The 18,772-nt window shown below is 66.2% G+C and carries 23 protein-coding genes; 15 read left to right on the top strand and 8 right to left on the bottom strand.

All coding sequences use genetic code 11. From position 1 onward, the window contains the following. The first annotated feature begins 96 nt into the window (after positions 1–96). The 3 genes from greA (at position 97) to B6S44_RS23805 (ending at position 1,607) form a co-directional block, all read left to right on the top strand. Positions 97–570 (top strand): transcription elongation factor GreA, encoded by a 474-nt coding sequence (gene greA / locus B6S44_RS23815; protein WP_129159365.1) that lies wholly within the window; start codon positions 97–99, stop codon positions 568–570. Between the two features lie 73 nt (positions 571–643). Next, the gene (locus B6S44_RS23810) at positions 644–1,126 is read left to right on the top strand and encodes a hypothetical protein (RefSeq protein WP_129159364.1); all 483 of its coding nucleotides are present in this window, start codon (positions 644–646) and stop codon (positions 1,124–1,126) included. 4 nt (positions 1,127–1,130) lie between these two features. Continuing rightward, a complete protein-coding gene (locus B6S44_RS23805; protein ID WP_129159363.1) occupies positions 1,131–1,607 on the top strand; it encodes a hypothetical protein in 477 nt (158 codons plus the stop codon). A gap of 122 nt (positions 1,608–1,729) precedes the next feature. Here the strand turns inward: B6S44_RS23805 and B6S44_RS23800 are convergent, their stop codons facing one another. Next, the gene (locus B6S44_RS23800; RefSeq protein WP_129159362.1) at positions 1,730–2,233 is read right to left on the bottom strand and encodes an Lrp/AsnC family transcriptional regulator; all 504 of its coding nucleotides are present in this window, start codon (positions 2,231–2,233) and stop codon (positions 1,730–1,732) included. Positions 2,234–2,280: 47 nt separating this feature from the next. On the opposite strand from B6S44_RS23800, the gene B6S44_RS23795 reads away from it, so the two are divergent. The 7 genes from B6S44_RS23795 to B6S44_RS23765 all read left to right on the top strand — a co-directional run bounded on the left by B6S44_RS23795 (position 2,281) and on the right by B6S44_RS23765 (position 8,408). Further along, the gene (locus B6S44_RS23795) at positions 2,281–3,264 is read left to right on the top strand and encodes a mitochondrial fission ELM1 family protein (protein WP_129159361.1); all 984 of its coding nucleotides are present in this window, start codon (positions 2,281–2,283) and stop codon (positions 3,262–3,264) included. Between the two features lie 52 nt (positions 3,265–3,316). Continuing rightward, a complete protein-coding gene (trxB, locus tag B6S44_RS23790) occupies positions 3,317–4,282 on the top strand; it encodes a thioredoxin-disulfide reductase (RefSeq protein ID WP_129159360.1) in 966 nt (321 codons plus the stop codon). A gap of 143 nt (positions 4,283–4,425) precedes the next feature. Beyond that, positions 4,426–5,316: a LysR family transcriptional regulator gene (locus B6S44_RS23785; RefSeq protein WP_129159359.1), complete on the top strand. Its 891-nt coding sequence runs from the start codon at positions 4,426–4,428 to the stop codon at positions 5,314–5,316. Positions 5,317–5,774: 458 nt separating this feature from the next. Then, positions 5,775–6,233 carry a hypothetical protein gene (locus B6S44_RS23780; RefSeq protein WP_129159358.1) on the top strand — a complete coding sequence of 153 codons (459 nt, stop codon included), beginning with the start codon at positions 5,775–5,777 and terminating at the stop codon, positions 6,231–6,233. An 11-nt stretch (positions 6,234–6,244) separates the two neighbouring features. Continuing rightward, positions 6,245–6,913 (top strand): ribonuclease T2 family protein, encoded by a 669-nt coding sequence (locus B6S44_RS23775; RefSeq protein WP_129159357.1) that lies wholly within the window; start codon positions 6,245–6,247, stop codon positions 6,911–6,913. Between the two features lie 6 nt (positions 6,914–6,919). Next, the gene (locus B6S44_RS23770) at positions 6,920–7,771 is read left to right on the top strand and encodes a 23S rRNA (adenine(2030)-N(6))-methyltransferase RlmJ (protein ID WP_129159356.1); all 852 of its coding nucleotides are present in this window, start codon (positions 6,920–6,922) and stop codon (positions 7,769–7,771) included. Between the two features lie 34 nt (positions 7,772–7,805). Beyond that, positions 7,806–8,408 carry a glutathione S-transferase family protein gene (locus tag B6S44_RS23765; RefSeq protein WP_206735235.1) on the top strand — a complete coding sequence of 201 codons (603 nt, stop codon included), beginning with the start codon at positions 7,806–7,808 and terminating at the stop codon, positions 8,406–8,408. A gap of 220 nt (positions 8,409–8,628) precedes the next feature. Here the strand turns inward: B6S44_RS23765 and B6S44_RS23760 are convergent, their stop codons facing one another. Continuing rightward, positions 8,629–9,279, bottom strand: coding sequence for an outer membrane protein (locus B6S44_RS23760; protein ID WP_126109382.1), 651 nt, complete (start codon positions 9,277–9,279; stop codon positions 8,629–8,631). Between the two features lie 371 nt (positions 9,280–9,650). Between B6S44_RS23760 and B6S44_RS23755 the strand changes: the two genes are divergently transcribed. Both B6S44_RS23755 and B6S44_RS23750 read left to right on the top strand, forming a co-directional pair. Beyond that, a complete protein-coding gene (locus B6S44_RS23755) occupies positions 9,651–9,920 on the top strand; it encodes a glycosyltransferase (RefSeq protein WP_248309735.1) in 270 nt (89 codons plus the stop codon). Positions 9,921–10,007: 87 nt separating this feature from the next. Continuing rightward, a complete protein-coding gene (locus tag B6S44_RS23750) occupies positions 10,008–10,757 on the top strand; it encodes an SDR family oxidoreductase (protein ID WP_129159355.1) in 750 nt (249 codons plus the stop codon). Between the two features lie 9 nt (positions 10,758–10,766). Here the strand turns inward: B6S44_RS23750 and B6S44_RS23745 are convergent, their stop codons facing one another. The 6 genes from B6S44_RS23745 to B6S44_RS23720 all read right to left on the bottom strand — a co-directional run bounded on the left by B6S44_RS23745 (position 10,767) and on the right by B6S44_RS23720 (position 15,393). Next, on the bottom strand, positions 10,767–11,396 hold the full coding sequence (locus B6S44_RS23745; RefSeq protein WP_129159354.1) for a 2-hydroxychromene-2-carboxylate isomerase: 630 nt from the start codon (positions 11,394–11,396) through the stop codon (positions 10,767–10,769). Between the two features lie 136 nt (positions 11,397–11,532). Then, a complete protein-coding gene (locus B6S44_RS23740; RefSeq protein WP_057190773.1) occupies positions 11,533–11,820 on the bottom strand; it encodes a hypothetical protein in 288 nt (95 codons plus the stop codon). A gap of 114 nt (positions 11,821–11,934) precedes the next feature. Then, the gene (gene pgeF / locus B6S44_RS23735) at positions 11,935–12,699 is read right to left on the bottom strand and encodes a peptidoglycan editing factor PgeF (protein ID WP_129159353.1); all 765 of its coding nucleotides are present in this window, start codon (positions 12,697–12,699) and stop codon (positions 11,935–11,937) included. Positions 12,700–12,831: 132 nt separating this feature from the next. After that, positions 12,832–13,929: a class I SAM-dependent methyltransferase gene (locus B6S44_RS23730; RefSeq protein WP_164985940.1), complete on the bottom strand. Its 1,098-nt coding sequence runs from the start codon at positions 13,927–13,929 to the stop codon at positions 12,832–12,834. Then, positions 13,926–14,750 carry a prolipoprotein diacylglyceryl transferase gene (gene lgt / locus B6S44_RS23725; RefSeq protein ID WP_129159352.1) on the bottom strand — a complete coding sequence of 275 codons (825 nt, stop codon included), beginning with the start codon at positions 14,748–14,750 and terminating at the stop codon, positions 13,926–13,928. Before lgt ends, B6S44_RS23730 begins: the two co-directional genes overlap by 4 nt. Positions 14,751–14,826: 76 nt before the next feature. Further along, entirely contained in the window at positions 14,827–15,393 is a 567-nt protein-coding gene (locus B6S44_RS23720) for a hypothetical protein (protein ID WP_129159351.1), read from the bottom strand. Between the two features lie 147 nt (positions 15,394–15,540). Here B6S44_RS23720 and uvrC point away from each other — a divergent pair, with 147 nt between their 5' ends. From uvrC to moaD, 3 genes are all read left to right on the top strand, one after another. Beyond that, the gene (uvrC, locus tag B6S44_RS23715; protein ID WP_129159557.1) at positions 15,541–17,709 is read left to right on the top strand and encodes an excinuclease ABC subunit UvrC; all 2,169 of its coding nucleotides are present in this window, start codon (positions 15,541–15,543) and stop codon (positions 17,707–17,709) included. A gap of 173 nt (positions 17,710–17,882) precedes the next feature. Beyond that, the gene (pgsA, locus tag B6S44_RS23710) at positions 17,883–18,494 is read left to right on the top strand and encodes a CDP-diacylglycerol--glycerol-3-phosphate 3-phosphatidyltransferase (protein ID WP_349236386.1); all 612 of its coding nucleotides are present in this window, start codon (positions 17,883–17,885) and stop codon (positions 18,492–18,494) included. 26 nt (positions 18,495–18,520) lie between these two features. Then, positions 18,521–18,772, top strand: a complete 252-nt coding sequence (gene moaD, locus B6S44_RS23705) for a molybdopterin converting factor subunit 1 (protein ID WP_129159555.1) — start codon at positions 18,521–18,523, stop codon at positions 18,770–18,772.

Genomic DNA, 18,772 nt, shown 5'->3' with positions numbered 1-18,772 from the left:
GCGCGGCGATTTGGTTTTCTGACGATCGAAAGCGATGCGGGCGCGTTGGCCATGGCCGGCGCGTGCGCAATCGCTTTTTGCAACTGGGACGGGACGATGGAAAAGGTTCCTATGACGGCGGGCGGCTTCGTCGCCCTCGAGGTCGAGTTGAAGCAGCGCCAGCAGGTCGACCGCCAGCGCATCATCCAGGCGATCGCCGAGGCGCGCGCGCTGGGCGACCTCTCGGAGAATGCCGAATATCATGCCGCCAAGGAGGCCCAATCGCTGAACGAAGGCCGCATCATGGAGCTTGAATCGCTGATCGGCCGCGCCGACATCATCGATGTCAGCAAGCTCGGCGGCGACACGATCAAGTTCGGCGCCACCGTCAAGCTGATCGACGACGATACCGAGGAAGAGAAGCTCTATCAGATCGTCGGCGAGCCGGAATCGGACGTCAAATCCGGCAAGGTCTCGATCGGCTCGCCGATCGCGCGCGCTTTGATCGGCAAGAAAGTCGGCGATTCCGTCCACGTCAACACGCCGGGCGGCGGCAAGTCCTACGAGGTCGTCAGCGTCGCCTTCCGCTGAAACAGCGGAGCGACTTGGCCAGCCCGGCGGCAATCCCTAGATTAGAGATCAGCCTGCCGCCGGAGACCGCCCCATGACCACGCGCCGCGCTTTTCTCACCGGGTCCGCCGTGCTCGCCGCCGGCGGGCTCGCTTCGCTTCCGGCTCTGGCGCAAGGCATCGCCGTCGGCGGGATCCGCGTCGATGCGCGCCGGCTCGGCCCGCAGGGCTGGGGCGAGAACGCGCCCAGGATTGCTCGCGCGCTGGAACTGGAACTCGCCCGCCAACTCGCACCACTGCGCCAGCGCGGCGGCCCGACCCTTTACGTCACGGTGCAGGGCCTCTGGCTCAACACCGCGACCGGCACCGGCGGCGCCGGCGATGGTGGCGATAATGACAATATGGACAGCGTCGCCGAGGTGATCGACCGCGGCCGCGTCCTCTTCAGCCGCGATATCCGCTCGATGCTGCTCTCATCCTCGGGCGGCGCCTGGTACCGGCCCGATGTCGACCAGCGGCGCGTCGCTGCCCTGCTCGAGAACAACGCCCAGTGGATCGGGCGCTATCTCGGCGCCTGACGCCATGCTCACGCGCCGGATCATCCTGACGGGCCTCGCCGCCGCCTTGCTGGCGGGTTGCCAGACGACGGCTCGGACTGGTTCGCCCACCGCAATCCATACGATTCGCGTCGATACTGCCCTCCTTGCGGCCAAAGGCCAGAGCGCCACCGCAGCCCAGATCAAGCCGATGCTGGAACGCGAGCTCGCCAGCCTTCGCACAGCCGATGGCCGGCGTGGCGCGATCCTGCAGGTCACGGTCACCGGCCTTTATCTGACGAGCTATGCCGGCGGCGCGGCGGCGACGCTTGGCAATGACACGCTCGAAAGCGAGGCGGTGCTGATCGGTTCCGATGGCCGCGAGATCGCCCGCTACCCGATCCTCGCCATCATGGCTCCGAGCTCCGGCGGGGCCTGGTATCGGCCGGACGCTGATCAGCGCAGGATAGAGGCGCTCGTTGCCAGCAACGCCCAATGGATCAGGCGCGCGGTCGGGGGTTAGCCACCAAGCGTCATTCTCGGGCGGAGCGAAGCGCAGACCCGAGAATCTCTCGACGAGAAGGCGCTGATCAAAGCCTCATCCGGCCTGAGATGCTCGGGTCAAGCCCGAGCATGACGCCATATCTAAAGCGGCGCGATCGGCGCGTCCTTGACCCGGTCGAGCGCCAGCGCTGTGCGGACATTGCGCACATTCGGCAGCGCCGTCAGGTCGGCGACGAAGTCCTGGAAGGCCTTCAGATCTGCCGCGACGCATTTCAGAATGAAGTCGATATCGCCCGAAAGCGTCCAGCACTCGCGCACCAGCGACCATTCGCGGATCCGCTCCTGAAAGGCGGCGAGATCGGCCTCGGCCTGGCTGGCGAGATGGACGAAGGCGAAGCAGACAACCTCGATGCCGAGCTTGCGCTCGTCGAGCAGCGCCCGGTAGCCGGTGATGACGCCGGCCTCTTCGAGCGCACGCACGCGCCGGAGGCAGGGCGGCGGCGAGATGCCGACCCGGCTCGAGAGCTCGACATTGGTCATGCGCCCGTCGCTCTGCAGCTCCGCCAGAATACGGAGATCGATCTCGTCGAGTTTGGCGCGCACAAATCCTCCTGAAAAACAGCCGCGCTGGTGTAGACGCGCCATCGACGCGATACAAGGCGTCGACCACGTCAAACCCGGGCCAGTCCGCCGTGCCGCCAGAATCGACGCCTTCCCTCTGGGTGCTGACCGACGGCAAGGCCGGCGACGAGGTGCAATGCCTCGGCGTCGCCGAGCGCATTGGCGTCACCCCGGAGATCCGCCGGATCAATCCAGGCCGGCCCTGGAGCTGGCTGATGCCGCGCGGACCGATCGACCCGCGCGAGGCCCCCGACCGGCCGGGCAGCCCGATCCGGGCCCCCTTCCCCGACATCGCCATCGCCTCGGGCCGGCGCGCCGTCGCCTATCTGCGCGCCGTCAAGAAGGCCTCGAACGGAGCGACCTTCACCGTCTTCCTCAAGGACCCACGCACCGGCATCGGCGCCGCCGACCTGATCTGGGTCTCCGAGCACGACCGCCTGCGCGGCGAGAACGTGCTGGTGACGATCACCTCGCCGCACCGGCTCGCGCCGGAAGCCCTCGCGGCCGCCCGCGCCGCGCCACCGCCGGAGCTTGCCGCCCTGCCTTCGCCCCGCGCGGCCGTGCTCGTCGGCGGCGACAGCCGCCACCATCGCTTCCGGCCGGACGACATCGAACGCTTCGCGCACCAGCTCGACGCCCTCGCCGCTTCGGGCGTCGCCCTGATGGGCTCACGCTCGCGCCGAACCCCGCCGGCTCTCGATGCCGCCATCGCCGAGGTCTTCCGGCGCCATGGCGGCTGGTGGTGGGACGGCAGCGGCGCCAATCCTTACGTGCCGCTGCTCGCCAATGCCGATGCCATCGTCGCGACCGCCGATTCGACCAACATGATCGGCGAGGCCGCGGCAACGGGCGCGCCGATCCTGGTCTTCGAGCCGCATGGCGGGCACGGCAAGCTTGCGAGGTTCCTGGAGGCGCTGAAACGCCACGGCGCTGTGCATCACTTCCAGGGCAAGCTTGAAGGCGCCCGCTACGAGCCGCTAGATTCAACTGGAACGATCGCCGCAGCCGTGCTCGAGGGCTGGCGGCGTCACGAGGCTGCGATGGGGCTGGCATGACGCCTCCCCGATACCGATATCACCGGCTCGTGCCGGCTCAGGAACCAGACAGATGGCCCATATCCACGCCAAGGTGATGATCGTCGGCTCTGGCCCCGCCGGTTACACCGCCGCGATCTACGCCGCCCGCGCCCTGCTCGAACCGGTGATGATCTCCGGCCTGCAAGCCGGCGGCCAGCTGATGATCACCACCGATGTCGAGAACTATCCCGGCTTCGCCGATGTGATCCAGGGCCCCTGGCTGATGGAGCAGATGCGCGCCCAGGCCGAGCATATGGGCACCAAGATGGTTTCCGACCACATCGCCCGCGTCGATCTCTCGCAGCGCCCCTTCCGACTCTGGGGCGATGGCGGCGAGACTTATTCCTGTGACTCGCTGATCGTCGCGACCGGCGCGCAGGCGAAATGGCTCGGCCTGCCTTCGGAGCAGTCCTTCCAGGGCTTCGGCGTTTCGGCTTGTGCCACCTGCGACGGCTTCTTCTTCCGCAACAAGCAGGTCGTCGTGGTCGGCGGCGGCAATACCGCGGTCGAGGAAGCGCTCTATCTCGCCAATCTCGCCAGCAAGGTCACGCTGGTGCACCGGCGCGATTCGCTGCGTGCCGAGAAGGTGATGCAGGATCGCCTCTTCAAGCACCCGAAGATCGAGGTGATCTGGAATGCCGAGGTCGCCGAGATCCTCGGTGGCACGCAGCCGCCTTCCGTGACGCATATCCGCTTGCGCGACGCGAAGACCGGGACCTTGCGCGATCTTGCGACGGACGGAATCTTCATCGCTATCGGCCACAAGCCGGCGACCGAGCTCTTCGCCGGCCAGCTCGCCATGCGCGATTCGGGCTATCTCGAGGTCACACCCGGCACGACCCAGACCAATGTGCCCGGCGTCTTCGCCGCCGGCGACGTCACTGACGAGCACTACCGTCAGGCCGTGACGGCGGCCGGTCTCGGCTGCATGGCAGCACTCGACGCCGAACGCTGGCTACAGGCCCAGGAGCTTGGAATCCGCGAGGCGGCGGAATAGGCGGGAGCCGCTCTCATCACTGGAATTGATCAGTTCCAGCACGATATTAACGGCTAAAATCAACCGTCCCGGCAAAGGAGTCGTTGACCGGACAACTCGATCCCCCCATCATGCGCTGAACGCATAACACGGGGGGGAACGCGGTGGATTGGGACCGCATCCGAATCTTCTACACGGTCGCTGAATCGGGAAGTTTCACCAAAGCCGGCGACGGGCTGGGTCTCAGCCAGTCGGCAGTCAGTCGTCAGATCGGTGCACTGGAGCGCGAATTGCGCGCGCCGCTGTTCCATCGGCACACGCGTGGCCTCATACTCACCGAGCAGGGCGAGCTGCTCTGGCGCGCTGCGCGTGAGATGACGCAGCGCCTGGAGCGAACGCGCGCCCAGCTCTCGGAAACGCGCGAGCATCCCTCCGGCGAGCTCAAGGTCACGGCGACGCGCGGCCTCGGCGGCCATTGGCTGACGCCTCGCCTCGCCGAGTTCCTCGATCTCTACCCTGACATCAAGGTCGAGCTGATCCTCACCGACGAGGAACTCGATCTCTCGATGCGCGAGGCCGATATCGCGATTCGCCTGCGCCAGCCGCAACAGCCCGACCTGATCCAGCGCCGGCTCTTCACTGTCCACTTCCACGTCTATGGTGCGCCAGCCTACATCAAGCGCTTCGGCGAGCCGAAGAGCTATGAGGAGCTCGACAACCACCGGCTGCTCTCCTTCGGCGCCTCCTCGCCGTCCTATCTGACAGCGGTGCACTGGCTCGGCACGCTTGGCCGCGACCAGCGCAACCCGCGGCCGATCCACCTCACCGTCAACAACATCACGGCGATGAAGCGCGCGGTCGATTCGGGTGCTGGCATCGCCATCCTGCCCGATTATCTGATCGAGGCCGGCTCGCCGCTCGTGCAGTTGATGCGCGAGACCGAGATGCCGCAGCTTGAAAGCTATCTGGTTTACCCGGAGGAGATGAAATCGGTCGCGCGCGTGCAGGTCTTCCGCGATTTCCTGATCCAGAAGTCGCAGCGCTGGACGTACTGAACGACAGGCAGGTGCTGCCGGAAAATCCGGCAGCACGATACTTTATGCCGCCCGCGCATGCGTGCCACGCGCGGTCTCCTGGCAATTGTGACGAATTCTAGCAATAAGTCATGTTGCTAGCGCATAACCGACCCGACCAATGCTGCATTGCGAAAAGGCAGGGCCTGCCCGATATTCAGTCCACGGTTGTTCGGAACGGGCTCCGCATCTCCTCCCGGCGTTGAGTTCGTTCCAGCCGTTCCCCTCTGAGATGTTTGGCGCTTTTGCGCTGGATGTTTCAAACTTTCAGGCCGGCTCCTTCGGGACGCCGGCCTTTTTTCTTGCCTGCCGCAGCCTGCAGCCGGATCGAAAAGCCACAGGCCTTGCTCGACATGCAGCGCCCCGCCTATCCGCCTTGACCGTAGGCGCCCCCCCAGCCATCGTGCCCGCAACGGATTTAACCCCTTCGCGAGGCCCCTATGCGCCGCGTTTCGTTTCTCTCCACTCTCGTCGCCGGGCTGTGCCTGGCCGGTCTCTCCGCCCAGGCGGCGGGCGGGCGCTATGTCCACCCGGCCGACCGGGCGGAAGAGCGAATCATCCCGATGTACGGCAATCTGCCGGCCTGCGAGGATCCGGCCGTACTCGGCGAGATCACCAGCTGGTTCAATTCGCGCGAGGCCAAGTTCTGGGGGCCGCTGCAGGCGGTCAGCTTCGACCGCGTCCGGCCCGTCGCCTGGCGCCCGTGGGGCGACGATTTTATCCCGCGCCGTTTCTGCAGCGCGCGCGTGCTCACCAATGACGGCGTGCTGCGCCGGGTCGACTATTCGGTCCGCGAGAATCTCGGGCTGTTCGGCTGGTCCTGGAACGTCAATTGGTGCGTATCCGGCCTCGATCGCCATCGCTCCTACGCGCCCGACTGCAAGATGGCGCGCCCCTGATCGGGCCGACCATGTTCCTGAAACGAGTCGCCCTTGGCCTTCTGGCCGCTTGCACGCTGGCCGGCACTGCTCTCGCGCAGGGTCGCTATGAGCGCGGTGGCTCGCCGGGCGATTTCGACTTCTACGTCCTCGCCCTCTCCTGGTCGCCGGGCTTCTGCGAGCTCGATGGCGGCCGCGGGCGCAACCGCGAGCAATGCGTGGCCGGCGCCAATCTCGGCTTCGTGGTGCATGGCCTCTGGCCGCAATACGAGCGTGGCTTCCCCAGCGATTGCGGCCCGTCGGGCCGTTCACCCTCGCGAATCGCCATGGAGCAGGCCGAGGGCCTGTTCCCGACCGAGAGTCTTGCCCGCTACCAATGGCGCAAGCACGGCAGTTGCTCAGGCTCGAGCCCAGCCGACTATTTCGCCGATGCCCGCCGCGCCCGCGACAAGGTCGTGATCCCACCTGCCTTGCAGAAGGGTGACAGCGAACAGAGCTGGACCGCGCTCGATCTCGAACGCGCCTTCGTCGCCGCCAACCCGGGCTTGCGGACCGACATGATGTCGGTCTCCTGCCGTCGTGGTGTGCTGGAAGAGGTGCGCATCTGCTTCAGCAAGGACCTACGTAATTTCAGGACCTGCGAGGAGGTCGACCGCTCCGGCTGCCGCGCACGGGATTTTCGCGTCAACGCGATTCGCTGATCAGAGATGAACTACCGCCACGGTTTCCATGCCGGCAATTTCGCCGATGTGCTCAAGCACGTCGTGCTGATGCGCATCCTCACGCACCTCAACGCCAAGGACAAACCCTGGCGCGTCATCGACACGCATGCCGGCTTCGGTCGCTATGATCTCGGCTCCGAGGAGGCGCTGAAGACGCATGAATGGCGCGACGGCGTCGCCAGGCTCGAGCAGGCACCGCTCGCCTCGAAGGTCGAAGACCTGTTGAGGCCCTGGCGCGAGGCACTCGCCGCCGCCCGTGCTCGCCATGGCGCCGAGACCTATCCCGGCTCGCCCTGGCTCTGCCGACATGCGATGCGAGCCGATGACCGCCTGATCGCGGCTGAGCTGCACGAGAATACCTTCCGCAAGCTCTCCCAGGCGCTCGCCCGCGACGAGCGCTGCAAGGCGCTCGAGATCGACGGTTGGACGGCCTTGCGCGCGAATGTTCCGCCAAAGGAGCGCCGTGGTCTCGTCCTGATCGACCCGCCCTTCGAGGAGAAGGACGAGTTTGCGACGCTGGCGGCCGAATTCATCGCCGCGCACCGCAAATGGCCGACGGGAATCTACGCGCTCTGGTACCCGATCAAGGACATGCGCGCCGTCGAAAGCTTGCTCGACACCATCCTCGACGCCGGCATCGGCCGCCTGCTCCAGCTTGAGATCGATGTCGACCGGCCGGACGCCGCCGGCGGTCTGAGCGCGACAGGAATGCTCGTCGTCAATCCGCCCTGGCTGCTGGTGCAGGAAGCCGAGATTCTGCTGCCAGCCCTGTGCGAACGGCTCGCGCAGGGACCGCACCCGCGCTATCGCTGCGAGGCGATCCGCCCCGACGGCTGATCGCTCCCATCCGCCCAGCCGAAGGCCATGACCGATGCTGATCCTGCGCTCCTCTCCCACCTCCCCCTTTGGCCGCAAGATCAAGATCGCGATTGCTGAATTGGGGTTGGAAGACCGGATCGAGATCGTGCCGGCCGACACCAACGATCCCGCGGAATCGCTGCGGCGCCAGAACCCGCTCGGCAAGGTGCCCACTCTGGTCTTCGAGGACGGCACGACGCTGTTCGATTCACGGGTGATCGCCGAGTATCTCAACCATCTCGCCGGCGGCGGCAGGCTTTTTCCGGCGGGCGAGGATCGCTTTGCGCAATTGCGCCTGCAGGCTGTCGCCGATGGGGTCTGCGACGCGGGCTTGCTGCAGGTCTATGAGCTCCGCTTGCGCACGGCCGAAATGCGCAATGCCGCCTGGACCGAGAATCAGGCCGGCAAGGTCGCGCGAGCCCTCGCCTCGCTCGAAGCTGCGCCTCCCGTCTATGACCGGCCCCGCATCGGCGAGATCGCGCTCGCCTGTGCGCTCGGTTATCTGGATCTGCGTTTCGAGGGAGTCTGGCGCGCCGGCCATCCAGCGCTGGTCGCCTGGCTCGACACGTTCGCCGCCAAGGTTCCCGCTTTCGAGGCCACGCGCTTCAAAGGCTAGGCATTTCTCAATCGGCCCCGACCGCCGGAGCCGCCACTGCGACAAGCGCAACGTTGACGCAATCCGGGGACGGCAGAGTTCCATCTCCCTGGACTAGGTCGCTGCGTCCGCAAAGGCGGATACCCGGAGCTGCACACCCGAAATGACGGCTCGACGCGACAGCCAACAAAAAACCCGGTGGCCGAGGCCACCGGGTTCGCTCTGTCTCCGGGAGGAGAAATCAGAACTTGTAGCTGAGGCGGGCGCGGACGACCGAGAAGTCGGTGCCGACCTTCGAGCCGGGAACGCCAGCAATGTTCTTCTCGCCGAGGTCGACGTACTGATACTCGACGCCAGCGATGATGTTGTTGGTGAAGGCGTACTCGACGCCGCCGCCGATGGCATAGCCGCCGGTGTGGGTGCGGTCAGACGAGAAGGCCAGAGCCGGAACCGAGGTGCTGACGTTGCCGTAAGCCCAACCACCGGTGGCGTACACCAGGAAGCGGTCGAAGGCGAAGCCGGCGCGAGCGCGGACGGTGCCGTACCACTCGGTCTTGATGTTGACCAGGCCGAGGTTGCTGCCGCTGCTGAGGTCAGCGCCCTGGAAGTCGGCTTCGGCGCCGATCACGAACTGGCCGATCTGGTAGTTGTAGCCGATCTGGCCACCACCGATGAAGCCGTCGAGATCGCCGACATTGGCGAAGCCGTTGGCGTTCACATTGCCGAAGCCGTAACCGGCGTTGGCACCGACGTAGAAACCGGTCCAGGTGAACACGGGAGCGTAGATCGGGGCGACGACCGGGCCCTTGCGGCTCGGCAGGTCGGCAGCGGAGGCAGCGCCGGCGGCGAGGAGGCCGAGGGCCGCAACGCCCGAAAGCAGATACTTCTTCATGACAAACTCCTTAGTCATCGTATTTCCCGGCGCTGGCCGGCAGGTGATTTCAGTGACCCCGTTATAGGGTTTGTAGCGGGCCGTGTCTGTTGCGGCGAGAACACATCTGCTTGCCAGACCGAGGCGAAATTGCGGCACGATCCGGAACAAGCAAGGCATATTCATCAATTCCGGTTAGTCTTTGTTAAGACAGTCTGAATGGCTAACCGAATACTAACGCAGCGTCACCGACTACGCACGGCCATCACATAACCGCCGCAAACCGGTTTGGGTTCCATGGCTGGCGCAAATCAGCCATGCGCCCCGTGCTTGCAGCCTCCCCTAGCGCGTGCTTTAGCCGACTGGACCCTACCTTTCGAGATCCGCCTTAAGTGTTACCGCTTTCGATCTTCATTATCGCGCGCGACGAAGCCGACCGCATCGGCCGCACCATAGCGGCGGTTCGCGCCCTGAGCGATGACATCGTCGTGATCGATTCAGGCTCGGCCGACGGCACGCAGGCCATCGCCATGAATCTCGGCGGGCGCGGCAAAACGCTTTCCGTCTTCCGGCTCGCGCGGAATTTCCTGCCAACGTCATCAAGGCCTATATCGGACGACGTCACGCTCTGCGCGGGGTCTACGGCTTCATGGCCACGATGAATTACACCTTCTATCGCTATCTGCGCGTCGCCAAGCACTGGGAGCGCAGGCTCCGGCGACGCGGCTCCCGCGCGAACGGAAACGAGCATGGCGGCTGAGGTTGCCCTTGTCACCGGTGGCGCAAAGCGCATCGGCCGCGCCATCGCCCTGCGCCTTGCCTGCGCCGGCTATGCGGTCGCCATCCATTGCAATACCTCGCGCGCCGAAGCCGAAGCGCTCGCCGCCGACCTGACTGCTGCAGGCGGTCGGGCCTGCGTCGTCGTCGCCGACCTCGCCGATCCGGCAGCCGTGGAGCGGATCGTGCCCGAGGCCGAGGCCGCGCTTGGGCCAGTCAGCCTGCTCGTCAACAGCGCCTCGAGCTTCCTCGTCGACGACTTGATGGCACTCGATGTGCCAACATGGAATCGCCAGTTCTCGATCAACCTGCGTGCGCCCTCGATGCTCGCCGGCGCGATGGCCAATCGCCTGCCGCCGGACCGTCAGGGCTCGATCGTCAACATCGTCGACCAGCGCGTCTGGAAGCTGACGCCGCAATATTATTCATACACGCTGACCAAGGCCGCGCTGCTGACTGCAACCACGACCATGGCGCAGGCGCTGGCGCCGCGCATCCGAGTCAATGCCGTCGGCCCCGGCCCGACCTTCGCCAACCCGCATGACGGCGAGGCGCTGCTCGCGGCCGAAGCGGGCGGCACCCCGCTCGGCCGCAAGGTCGAGGCCGACGACATCGCCGAGGCGGTACTTTATCTCGCGCGGGCCAGGGCGATCACCGGCCAGATGATCGCCGTCGACGCCGGGCAGCACATCGCCTGGCGCACACCCGACATCGTCGACTAAGGGAAGCGCTCAGGCTGTCGCGTCGTTGCGATAGGCCGCCCTGCCGCTGGCGAGCGCATCAGCCAGGAGGTCGAGCCGATCCTGACCCCAGAAAATTTCGCCACCTAGCACATAGCTCGGCGCGCCGAACACGCCGGCTTCGACCGCCTCCGCGATCGCCGCCTGGTAGGCCTGACTGGTCGCCTCACTTTCGGCCGCCTCGACCAGGCCGGCAGTGTTGAGGCCAACCCGCTCCGCTGCGGCCAGAATCAGCTCCGGCTGTGACATGTTCTGCTCGCGAGCCCAGACATCGGCCAGCACCTCGCCGACGAAACTCGCCGGATCCTCGCCGCGCGCGACGAGGGCGAGGACGATCCGGTCGGCCAGCGACACGTCATAGGGAAAGAACTTCGGGAACAGGGTCAGCGGCAAGCCGCGCTTCGTGCGCCAGCGCTGCAATTCGAGCACCCGGTAACGCTGCCGCACCGGATGCCGTTTCGGCAGCGGCAGACCACCGGTCTCGTCGAAGACCGAGCGCAGCGGCGTCGGCCGATAGCGAACGGAAAGCCCGTGCTGCCTCGCCAGCTCGATGAAGGCGCCGTGACCGAGATAGGTCCACGGCGAAAGCAGCGTGAAATAATAGTCGATCTGGCGTGGCATTAGCGACCTCGGGCAAGCAAGGGCCGCAAGGTGCCCGCTGACGGCGCACTCCCGCAAGCTCGCCCGGCGTCAATTGTCGTGATCGTTTCGATCAACAGGGTCGTGGCGCCGCCTCGGCGGCGCCACGAGAGAAGGGTCAGGCCGCCGCCTTGTTCTTGATGGCGCCGATGATCGCGGTCAGGATGGCGCCACCGGCGCCGCCGCTGATCAGGTTGGTGAGGATGCTGCCGACACTGAGATTGCCGCCCATCGCCGCAGCCGAGATCGCCGGCAGCAGGACCGGGATCAACTGGCCGAGTACGCCGCCGCCGACCAGGCCCGCGATGGTATTGCCGATCGTCCCTATATCGAAGGTCGGCGAAGCCTTGCCGGCCGCATTACCACCGATCGCGCCTGCGACCAGGTTCATCAGGATCTGTTCCATGTTCAATCCCTCAGCCAAGGTGGATGGCGAGAGGAAGATGACGCCCTACCGAAGGGGACGCAACTCAAGCGTCATGACCCACCGGAACAATGCACCGGGAAGTTGCGGATTTCGTCAACCCAGGGCGATCGCCGAGATCAGCCGCCCGTAATCGGCCTCCTGCCGGTGAGTCGTGCGGCGATAGCTGTAGAAGCGCGCCTCGTCGCCATAGGTGCACAAGGCCAGGTCATAGAAGCGACCGATGCCGGCTTCCTGCGCGCGTTGTGCGATGAAGGCCGGCAGGTCGAACATCGCATGAGCCGGCCGCTCCGACGCGTGGAAGAAGCGGGCGAAGGTCGCGTTCTCGCCCTTGAAACGCTCGATGAACTCCGGACCAACTTCATAGGCGGCAGCGCTGATTGTCGGACCGAGCACGGCGATGATGCGCTCGCGCCGAGCGCCGAGCTTCTCCATCTCGGTCACGGTCGAGCCGATGATACCGGTGAAAGCGCCCTTCCAGCCGGCATGGGCCGCGCCGATGACGCCGGCCTCGCTATCGGCGAACAGGATCGGGCCGCAATCAGCGGTGGAAACTCCGAGCGCTACGCCATGAGCGACCGAGACCATCGCATCCGCCTTGGGCCGCTCCGCCGGCCAGGAGCCGGTGACGATCGCGACATCCGGCGAATGCACCTGATGGACGCTGACCAGCCGGTCGCGCTCGACGCCCATCTGCCCGGCCATGCGGGCACGATTCTCGGCGATATGCGCCTTGTCGTCGTTCGAGCCGAGCCCGCCGTTCAGCGAGGCGTAGATATCGCTCGAGACGCCGCCCTCGCGGGTGAAGAAGGCATGGCGGATGCCGGGTTCATGCGCAAGATCGGGCGAGGTGATGAACATGACGGCATCCATTTCTAGAACCCGTTCCGATCAGCTTGCATGGCAAGCTGATCGGCAAAACGGTCTCTATCTCTAGAGTTAAGAGACGGATTCACCGATCAGATTGAGCAATCTGATCGGATCCGGCTCTGCTCAGCCCTGCTCTGGCAGGCGATGAAGGTCAAATCCGGGCAACATCGGCAATTTCGGGTCCGCGACCGCGAGCACCTTGAAGAGATCGCCCATCGCCGTCGGCCCGGTTTCGATCAGGCGTTCGGCGCCGCTCGCGAGGGTCTCGGCCTGCGCCGGCGTCGCACGAAGAGACAGGGCCTCGAGCCGCTGCTGCAGGCCGAGGGCCAGCAGGAAGTCGCGCTGCGTCACCGGGCCCTGCGCAGCCGCACCGGTGGCGAGTCCCGCCTGCGCCATCCGGGCGAAGTCGACATGGACGGTAAGGTCGGCATCGCCCGGTTCGGCGAGCACATCGACGAAGGCATGGCGCTTCAGCGCCTGCAGCGTATCGCCGAAGCCGGAGCGGGCGGGACCGTAGTCGATGAACAGCCCTGCGCCGCCTTCGGCCGCGACGTGACGCGCAACGGCCGCGACCGCCTCCAGCGCCGCCGCCGGTTGCTCCAGAACCGAGCCGGGCGGAGCTACGATCGCCAAAGAACCGTCAGACTCTCCGGACAGTCCGAAAGCCAGGCGCCCTTCGCCATCGAGCCCGACGAGCCGCTCGCGCCAGCCATCCTGCGTGCGGACGAACTGGTCGAGCGGCAGCGCATCGAGGAACTCGTTGGCGACGACGATCGCGGGACCTTCCAGCGCGTGGTCGATCCGCTCGTGCCAGTGCGCTGCCACCCCGCTCGCAGCCAGCGTCTCTCTCTGCCGCTCGCGCAGGACCGGGCTGGTCTCGACCAGATGCACCGAAAGTGCCGCCCCAAAGCCTGGCAGCGCCCGCGCCGCCCGCAGCATGTCCTGCATCAGTGTCCCGCGCCCCGGTCCGATCTCGATCAGGCGGACAGAAGCCGGCGCGTCCATCGCCTGCCAGACGCTCGCGGCCCATAAGCCGATCAGCTCGCCGAAGATCTGGCTGATCTCCGGCGCGGTGGTGAAATCCCCGCAGGCGCCGAAGGGGTCCTGCTTCATATAGTAGCCATGGCTGGGATGGCCGAGGCAGAGCGCCATGTAGCGCGAGATACTGATCGGCCCCTCCTGGCGGATCAGCTCTGCGAGCTCCTGCGCCAGGCGATTCACGCCTTAGCCGATTTCTGCCGCCGCAGGACCAGCACGAGACCGGCGAGGAACAGCGGCACCGACAGCACCATGCCCATGGTCAGCCAGCCGGTCCCGAACAGGAAGCCGAGCTGCGGATCGGGCTCGCGGAAGAATTCGCAGGTCGTGCGGGCGATGCCATAGCCCATGCCGAACAGCCCAGCCGCGAGGCCCGGCCGCTTCAGACCGCCCACACGGACCACGATCATCAGGAGCACCAGCAGGAGAAGCCCCTCGCTGAAGGCCTCGTAGAGCTGGCTCGGATGGCGCGGCACCGGGCCGCCATGCGGAAACACGATCGCCCAGGGCACATCAGGCGCCGGCCGGCCCCAGAGCTCGCCATTCACGAAATTGGCGATGCGGCCGAGGAACAGGCCGATCGGCGCCACCACGGCCCCGAGATCGAGCGCCGAAAGCGGCGGATAGCCGCGCCGCCGGGCGAAGACCCACAGGCCCACCGCGGCGCCGGCGAGCCCGCCATGGAAGGACATCCCGCCCTTCCACACCGCGAAGATCTCCAGCGGATTGGCGAGATATTCGCCGAGATTATAGAACAGAACGAAGCCGAGCCGGCCGCCGATCACGACGCCAAGCGCGGCGAACAGCAGGAAATCGTCGAGCGATTCCGGGTCCGGCCGCGTCCGGCCGCCCCAGAGGGGCGCGCTCGCCGCGAGCCGGCGCGCATACCACCAGCCGCCGAGCAGGCCGGCGACATAGGCAAGCCCATACCATTTGATCGAGAGCGGCCCGAGCTGGAGCGCGACCGGATCGATCACCGGGAAGGGGATGGCGAAGACGGGCATGGGCGATGGGTCCGGATTGCGCGCTGCGGTGATGCAGGCGGCACGGCATCCGGGTCAAGAGGTCAGAGAGCCGCGCTCAGGCCCGGCCACGCATCCGGGCCGGCACCAGCATCGGCTCGCCACCCAGTTCGGGCGAGGCCGGCGGCAGATCGGTCGGCAGATGCCAGTGGATCGTCGTCGCCAACTCGTCGAAGCCGTTGTCATACGGTGAAAAGCGCAGGCGTGGCCCCTCGAAAGAGGCGATCCAGAGATAGCCGGTCCACTCCACGCCGATCCGGGCGAGTTCGTGCCAGCCCATCGCGATCACCCGGCCGGAGATCGTCCGCCGCTCGACCCGATGCCCGTTCCAGCGCACCTGCTCGATCAGGGCCTGGGCCGCAAGGAACAGCGTTAAGCCGGCGAAGGCGCAGGTAAAGAGCAGGCCCGAGCTCCGCTCGACGCGTCCGCCCGCGACCACCAGCGTCGCGACCGCGGTAATCAGCACGCCGGCGAACAGGCCGAGCCAGAAATACGGCCCGGGCGTCAGGTATTTCCACTCGCCATGCCGCCGCGCTCGCCGGCGCTGCAGGCAGACGCAAAGCGCTGTCAGTGCCATGAAGGCCGGGACGAACAAAGCAGCCTTCATCAGGGCATCGGCAGACATGGCAGGCCTCGGGCGAAGAGGAGCCCGCTTCTACTGGTCCCTGCGATAAACCCGAAGCGCAACCCGTCGGAATGGCAAAGAAGCTGTTGCAGGATTCCGCCGTGCTCCTGACATGACGAAGCGCCTGCGGCATCCTACATGCAGGTCATGAATCGCGAACGCCAAGAGCCACCGGGGCAAGAGCTGCCGGACGAGGACTTCAAGGACGAGGAGGACATCCTTCCCCCGCCCGAAGCCGCGCTCGATCCCGGCGAGGCCGCCCCCGGCGCGTTGAAAGCCGGCATCGAGGTGATCGCCGACTTCGCCAGGCACCTGCCGAACCGGCCAGGCGTCTACCGGATGTTCGATCGTGCCGGCGAGGTGCTCTATGTCGGCAAGGCCAAGAGCCTGAAGAACCGGGTCACGGCCTATGCCCGCGGCATGGCGCATACCAATGCGGTGGCGCGCATGATCGCCGAGACGGCGAACATGGAGTTCGTCACCACCGGCACCGAGACCGAGGCGCTGCTGCTCGAATCGAACCTGATCAAGCAGCTCAGGCCGCGCTACAACGTGCTGCTGCGCGACGACAAATCCTTCCCCTATATCTTCCTCTCGGGCGACCATCCGGCGCCGCAGATCGCCAAGCACCGCGGTTCGCGCCAACGCAAGGGCGACTATTTCGGCCCGTTCGCCTCGGTCTGGGCGGTGGAACGCACCATCGACGCGCTGCAAAAAGCCTTCCTGCTGCGCTCCTGCTCGGACAGCTATTACGAGAACCGGACGCGGCCCTGCCTGCTCTTCCAGATCAAGCGCTGCTCCGGCCCCTGCACCGGCGAGATCTCACATGTCGACTATCAGGGCCTCGCCGATCAGGCGCGCGACTTCCTCTCCGGCCGCTCCTCGGCGGTGAAGGAACTGCTCTCCAAGCGCATGCAGGCGGCGGCCGAGGAGCTCGAATTCGAGAAGGCGGCGCGCTATCGCGACCGGCTGGCGGCGCTTTCGGCCGTGCAGGCCGGGCAGGACATCAACACGCAAGGGGTGGAGGAGGCCGACGTCTTCGCCATCGACGAGCAGGCCGGGCAGTTTTGCGTCGAGATCTTCTTCTTCCGCAACAAGCAGAACTGGGGCAACCGCGCCCTCTTCCCACGCGCCGACAAGAGCCTGACGCCGGCCGAGGTACTGGCCTACGTCGTCACCCAATTCTACGACGACAAGCCGCCGCCGAGGCTCGTCCTGCTCTCGCACGAACTGGCCGAGGCCGATCTCATCGCGCAGGCCCTTTGCGAGCGCGCCGGCCGCAAAGTCGAGCTGGCGACGCCCAAGCGCGGCGAGCGACGCGACCTCGTCGCCCATGCGCAGAAGAACGCGCATGAAGCGCTCGCCCGCAAGCTCGCCGACAATGCCGGCCAGCAGAGCCTGCTCGCCGCGCTCGGCGAAGCGTTCGGCATGGCGAAGGCGCCGCGCCGGGTCGAGGTCTACGACAACTCGCACATCATGGGCACCAACGCGGTCGGCGGCATGGTCGTGGCCGGGCGGGACGGCTTCATGAAGAGCCATTACCGCACCTTCAACATCTCGTCCGACACCATCGCCGGCGACGATTTCGGCATGATGCGCGAGGTGCTGAAGCGGCGGTTCTCGCGGCTGGCGAAGGAGAGTGGAGCCGCTTCGACATCACCGGATGAGGCACGGGAGCCCTCTCCCCTTGTGGGGGAGGGTTGGGAGGGGGGTATCGCATCCGCAAACGCCCCCGAGCCCAACTCACCAGACCTCGAGGGTGGCATACCCCCCTCTCTAGCTCTCCCCCACAAGGGGGGAGAGGACGCGCCTCCAGCCGAAACGCTTGAAGCCGTTCAAGACACCGAAGACGACTCCGCCTTCCCCACCCGCCCCGACCTCGTCATCGTCGATGGCGGCAAGGGTCAATTCGAGGCGGCGCGCAAGATCATGGCCGAATGCGGCGTAACCGATATCGCGCTCGTTGCCATCGCCAAGGGCGAGGATCGCAACGCCATGCGCGAGACCTTTTTCATGGTCGGCAAGGAGCCGTTCAAGCTGCCGCCGCGCGATCCCGCCCTGTTCTTCATCCAGCGCCTGCGCGACGAGGCTCACCGTTTCGCCATCGGCACCCACCGCGCCAAGCGCAAGCGCGACATCAAGACCAACCCGCTCGACGAGATTCCAGGCATCGGCCCGTCGCGCAAACGCGCGCTGCTGCTACATTTCGGCACGGTGAAGGCGATCCAGCGCGCCAAACTCGACGACCTGATGCGCACGCCCGGCGTCAACGCCGCCACGGCAAAGGCGGTCCACGCCCATTTCCATGAGCATTAGCGCGTTCCATTCGGTCGGCATCGGCAGAGAGGCGAGATTTCGCGCCAGCTCAGGAATTTGAGCATGTTCTCGCCGCGAACCTGATGTCCTTTCTGCGGAACATGTTTGGCGAATGACCGGGTCACACTCTTGCGTGTTGACGCTGTCATGAAGGGGCTGCTTTGGTGAGCGTCGTGACGAGTCTGAACGAAGCCATCCGCCGGCGCGGCCCCTGGTCGCTGCCCAACCTTCTCACCTACGGCCGGATTCTCGCGATTCCGGCGCTGGTCGCGCTGCTGTTCTGGCCCTGGGACGCCTGGGCACGCTGGACGGCGCTGGCGATCTATGTCGTCGCCGCGGTCACCGATTATCTCGATGGCTGGCTCGCCCGCAGCTGGGGCCAGCAATCGGCGATCGGCCGCATGCTCGATCCGATCGCCGACAAGCTCCTTGTCTGCGCTCTGCTGCTGATGCTGGTCCACACCGAGACCATCAAGGGCTGGGCGATCTGGGCGGCAATCGTCATCCTCTGCCGCGAAATACTGGTCTCGGGCCTGCGCGAATTCCTGGCCGAGCTGCAGGTCAGCGTCCCGGTCAGCAAGGTCGCGAAATACAAGACCACGGCGCAATTGTTCGCGCTCGGCTTCCTCGTCGCCGGCCCCGCCGGTGACAAGGTCCTGCCCTATAACACCCAGATCGGGATCGTGATGCTGTGGATCGCGGCCCTGCTGACGATCTACACCGGCTGGGATTATCTCAACTCCGGCATCCGCCACCTCGTCCAGGAGGACGAGCGCACGTCATGAATACAGCCACCACCGAGCCCGCCGGCTTGCGCCTTGTCTATTTTGCCTGGGTGCGCGAGCGCATCGGCCTCACTGACGAGACCGTCACGCCTCCCGCAGGCACCACGACCATCGCCGACCTGGTGCGCTGGCTGAAGACCCGTGGCGAAGGCTATGAGCTCGCCTTCGAGAACGAGGCGATCGTGCGCGCGGCGATCGACCAGACCCATGCCAAGCCTGCGACATCGATCGCCGGCGCGCGCGAGATCGCCTTCTTCCCGCCGATGACCGGCGGCTGA

This window comes from Allobosea sp. Tri-44 (assembly GCF_004123845.1).
Classification (GTDB): domain Bacteria; phylum Pseudomonadota; class Alphaproteobacteria; order Rhizobiales; family Beijerinckiaceae; genus Allobosea.
Note: the sequence above shows the minus strand (reverse complement) of the source record. Positions and strands in the feature narration are given on the sequence as shown.